The organism is Phormidesmis sp. 146-12 (genome assembly GCF_052939495.1).
The window spans coordinates 1-4,932 of sequence record NZ_JBJPHS010000208.1 but is presented as its reverse complement, the minus strand read 5'-3'; the positions used below and the strand labels follow the sequence as shown (position 1 = coordinate 4,932).

At 49.5% G+C, this 4,932-nt stretch carries 1 protein-coding gene; it reads right to left on the bottom strand.

Annotated elements, in window-relative coordinates:
• Nucleotides 1-186: 186 nt before the first annotated feature.
• Complete coding sequence (locus ACKFKF_RS34305; RefSeq protein WP_446871840.1) at nucleotides 187-4,434, bottom strand: amino acid adenylation domain-containing protein; 4,248 nt, start codon at nucleotides 4,432-4,434, stop codon at nucleotides 187-189.
• Between the last annotated feature and the right edge of the window lie 498 nt (nucleotides 4,435-4,932).

Here is a 4,932-nt window from a genome sequence, read left to right as displayed (position 1 = left end):
TACTTCCCTCCTAGCTTCCTTTCTCGCTTTCCTGAGTTTTGTCAGTCAAGCAGGTCCCTCACTTGTGGGGGATTTAGGGGGCGAAGGATCTGTAGCATTCACAAATTGATTGGGTATGAGGAACTTGTGGATCGCTGGGCAGAAAGCTTTGTCAGTTAACCAGGTTCGATCGCAGCTACCGCCTCTTTAAACCCTGGTCAACCTGTTTTCAAGGACTCTTGGACGCTCTAGAAATCCCGTCTCGGTAAAGTAAGAAAAGTAGGTGTCGAGAGAGGGCGCGATCGCCAGACACTTAAGGCTCGTGTCGGTGAGTCCTGCAATCACATTTCGGCAATCTACTTTTTTGAGGGCCAGGGTTTCTAGAGAACTCAGGCAATCTTGAGCAAACAGAGAGCGTAGGGGACTCAAGGCATTTTCAGCGGTGAGCGTGGATAGGGTTGATTGCCACTGAGCGCAGGGGACAAACTGAATCGGGTAGCCGATCGTCTGCATGTAATTCACCAGTTGGCGCAAAGACAGCGTATGGGGATTGACGAGATGAAATGCCTGTCCTAATCGATGGGGCTGATGGGAGAGATGAACGATCGCTCGACTCACATAGTCCACAGGGGTCAAATTCATTTGGAGATCAATATCGGGAGCACTGCCTAATTGAATCAAACCTTTGATCAGGCGGCTCACCAAATCATCGGTTTTAGAAACTCCTGTTTGCTGATGGCCAACGATCATACCGGGGCGATAAATGCAGGTGGGAATGCCGCGATCGTGGGCCGCCATCACCAATTTTTCGGCTACCCATTTGCTCTGAGCGTAACCGTTAAAAAGTCCGTGACTGTGCATTAGATCGTCTTGTTCTGTCCATTTTTGGGTATTTACATAAGCAGAAGACTGAAACACATCCAGCGTTGAGATAAAGTGAACTGGTTTGGTTTTGATCTGGCTGGCGAGTCGCAAAATTTCTTGAGTTCCCAAAACGTTGGCAGCGCGGAGAGCAGAGTAGGGATAGATCAGATTGACAAAGGCTCCGTTGTGATAAATGACATCGATTTTGCTGGCCAATTGCTCAAAGCGCTGGGCAGAAGTTCCTAAAAGCGGCTGTGACAAATCGCCCAACACGGGTAGAATTCTCGCTGCGTCGATCGACTTGATGCAGGTGTATCGCTCCAGATTTTGCAGCAGTTTTTGGTGTCCGTCGCGATCGTTCTCGGCCCGTACTAGACAGTAAATATCCGCTTGAGTTTGCGCCAAAAGTTCTTGCAGTAAAAATGTACCCAAGAATCCAGTCGCACCCGTCAAAAAGATGCGTTGAGGAATAGAATCAGAAACGCTAAACGGAACGTCTGGACAAATCGAAGGATCGAGCAGCGCCTCCGTTTGCAGATCAGCGTCTGTGATCTGAGGAACGATCGTATTCCCCATTTTCAACGACTCAATGATCTGAGCTAACCCCGCGATCGTCGGCGACCGAAACAGAGCCATCAGAGACACCTCGACCCGAAAAGCAGCCTGCACTTGAGAAACCAGTTGTGTCACGAGCAGCGAATGTCCACCCAGGTCAAAAAAGCTGTCATACACGCCTACCTGTTCGAGGCTGAGAATTTGGCTCCAGAGTTGGGCTAGTTGAGTTTCGAGAACGGTGCGAGGGGCGACATAGGGTTCGGTAAGATGGGAGCGATCGCAACCAGGAGCAGGTAGAGCGCGGCGGTCAATTTTGCCATTGGGAGTCAGGGGCAGCGTCTCCAAAATTACGAAGGTACAAGGCACCATAAACACAGGCAGTTTCTCTCGCAAAAAGGCGCGAAGTTGTGGCACGAGTGATTTGGGGTTGGCGGCGCTGAGGGGATCGTTGGCATAGGTGCTGAGTGAGTGAATTTCGATAGTTTGTGCCGGGGTCGGAACTAACCAGGAATTGGTTGGATGGGGCGATCGACGGCAAAAAATTGCATCATAATAGCCCACGCCTTTTGCAGCAGACCAAGTAATTGAGAGGTCAAAGTCAACTTCTGCGCTGAGTTGCCAGAGTGCTTCAGGGTCAAGGGCGGTTTTGAGAGTAGGCAATCGCCGCAAATCTTCTACGGTCTCAGGGGGATTGGATTTGAGCACCTGCACGGCGGCTATTTCTGACAAAATTCGAGCATTGGGAATGTTAGAAATTCCGATCGAGTTGCAGGTTTTATCCAGGAGAATTTGACGAATTTTAGCCAGGGTGAAGTCTTGTTGCCAGTCGAGCCAGCTTGGTTTGACACTCAAATCACGGTCAGCCTTAACCTGCAACACCACATCGTAACGAAAGCAAGTTAACTCATTGTGATGAACGCCGCGCTTAAGTTGAATCTGCACGCGACTGATTTGAGGTAATCGCTGCTGAAGTGCTATAAAGAATGCCGGATCGATCACCAATTCTCTCTCTTGAGTAACGCGATCGCGAATCCGTTGACGTAGTTTTTGAGTCGAGAGCGATGACGGCGCTTGATAAAGTTGCACTGAGGTATGAAACGCTTCTAGAAGGGCCAGATTTCGCACATCGCCGATAAAAATTTGTCCGCCTGGTTTTACCGCCTTAGCCGCCGCTTCTAACACTTCGATCAAGTAGGTGATGCTGGGGAAATATTGAACGACAGAATTGAGAACGATCGTGTCAAAACTTTGAGGTTCGAGATCGGTTAAAGCGTTGGCAGCTTTTTGGTGTAGGGTGACGTGTGACCAGTCTGGATGGCGTTGCTGGATTTGTTGCTGAACGTAGTCGATCGCTTGTTGCGTGATATCTGTACCCACGTAGCGATCGCAGTGGGGAGCCAATCGAAATAGTAACAATCCGGTTCCGCAGCCGATCTCTAAAATGCTTTGTGGTTTCAGAGCGAGGATGCGATCGACGGTGTGATGCACCCATTCCTGTAGCTCGTGAGCAGATGTCATTTTTCCGGTGTAGCTGCTATTCCATCCAGCGGTATTGAAAGTGTAGTCTAAGCTGTGAGAAGAATCGTTGTAGGCAGTGTTCCAGATTTGTTGCCATTGAGTCGTCATTTGAGCGGCGATTTCAAGTTGAGTTTCAGTCTGTGAGGGTTGCGATCGGGGAACAACGTAAGCCACAAGCCGTTTTTCTTCAGTGTCTCCGTGGGCGATTACGGCCGTTTCTTTGACTTGAGGATGTTGACTGAGAGCCGTTTCGATGTCGCCAAGCTCGATGCGGTGTCCGCGAATTTTGACCTGATGATCGACTCGTCCGATAAACTGGATGCTGCCATCGGGTAGATATCTGGCCAAGTCTCCTGTTTGATAAAGGCGGGCACCTGGTCGATCGCTAAATGGGTCAGGAATAAATTTCTCTTGCGTCAAGTCAGGACGATTGAAGTAGCCCCGCGCCACTCCGTCTCCCCCGATGTAGATTTCTCCTGGCATTCCTGTTTCTACCTGCTTGAGCGCATCTCCCTGGCGACGGGCGGGTTCTGCAATGAGATAGATTTGAGTGTTGGCGATCGCATGACCAAGCGGCACTGGGTTTGCATCCAACTCCATTTTGTGAACCATTGACCAGACGGTTGTTTCGGTTGGGCCATACATCTGCCAGAGCGCGCCGCCTCTTGTGAGTAATTGGTCAGCCAGCGATCGGGTCAAAGCTTCTCCACCACAGAGCATTTTGAGTTTGCCGTCGCCCTGCCAGCCCGCGCTGATCAACATTCTCCAGGTTGAGGGAGTCGCCTGCATTAGGGTCACAGTAGAACTGGTTAGCAGGTTGGCTAATTGCACGCCGTGGGCGGCAGTTTCGCGGCTGGCCAATAGGATCTGAGCGCCGACGATCAAAGGTAAGAAAAGCTCTAAAACCGCAATGTCAAAGGAGAGGGTGGTGATCGCTAAAATGACATCTTCTGGGGCCAGTCCGGGTTCTTCTCGCATTGAGTTGAGAAAGTTGACCGCAGCGTGGTGAGTGATCTGAACGCCCTTGGGGTTGCCCGTTGAGCCAGAGGTGTAGATGGTGTAAGCCAAATTTTTGGCAGTCACCGTGCAGGGTAGATTTTCAAAAGAATGGGCTGTCGTCCAGGTTTGATCGAGACAGATAATTTGAGTTTGGGACTGAGGCAAGCGATCGAGCAAGTCTTTTTGAGTCAACAAAATCGCCAGTTGGGTGTCTTGGATGACGAACGCCAGTCGATCAAGGGGATAGTTGGGGTCGAGCGGCACATAAGCACCTCCCGCTTTGAGAATAGCGAGCAGGGCAACCAGCATTTCTGGCGATCGCTCCAAACAAACTCCGACCAGGCTCTCTGGCTTGACTCCCAAAGTTTTTAAATAATGGGCAAGCTGGTTAGCTTTTTGATTGAGTGCTTGATAGGTGAGGGAGCGATCGTTAAACGTAATCGCAATTTTGTCAGGTGTTAGGAAGACTTGACGTTCTACAAGCTGCTGAATCGAGACGCTTTGATCATCAGAAAGCATCGTTTCTCCTAATTAAGTTTTGACGAATGAATGCGGAGTAACCAAGGATACAAACTGCTAAATTCTCAATACAAACCCCAGAATTTAGGACTTACTATTTTGATGCGGCGGAGCGAAGACCTTACGCTTCATCTGGCAGCGATCGCAATCAATTGTAAATCTTGCAGACTATTCTACCGATAGAGTACTGAATTTTATTGAACTGCACGAAAGCTGATTTTCTCAGTATCCAGCAATCGCACGGTTTCATGCGGTCGGTAACGATTGAAGGGTTCTTAAAAATTGTATAAAAACGAACACTGAAGATCGCGCCTAAACTCCTCGAAGACCTAACCCTGTGCTGCAAAACACAAGCGTTGTCCAATCTTTCTTGATGAGTTGTGCTAGACGAGGAGACGATCGACCTTTAAGTTAAGCCGCCGCAATTTTAACGTGAATTTGATAGAGTTTTTTCGCTTCGTTGTTCACGGCTTCTGCCCCCCAACCCCCCAATTTTGG

Excerpts from the sequence above, each read along its gene's own strand:
- ACKFKF_RS34305 (WP_446871840.1), bottom strand. The coding sequence starts at position 4,434 with ATGCTTTCTGATGATCAAAGCGTCTCGATTCAGCAGCTTGTAGAACGT.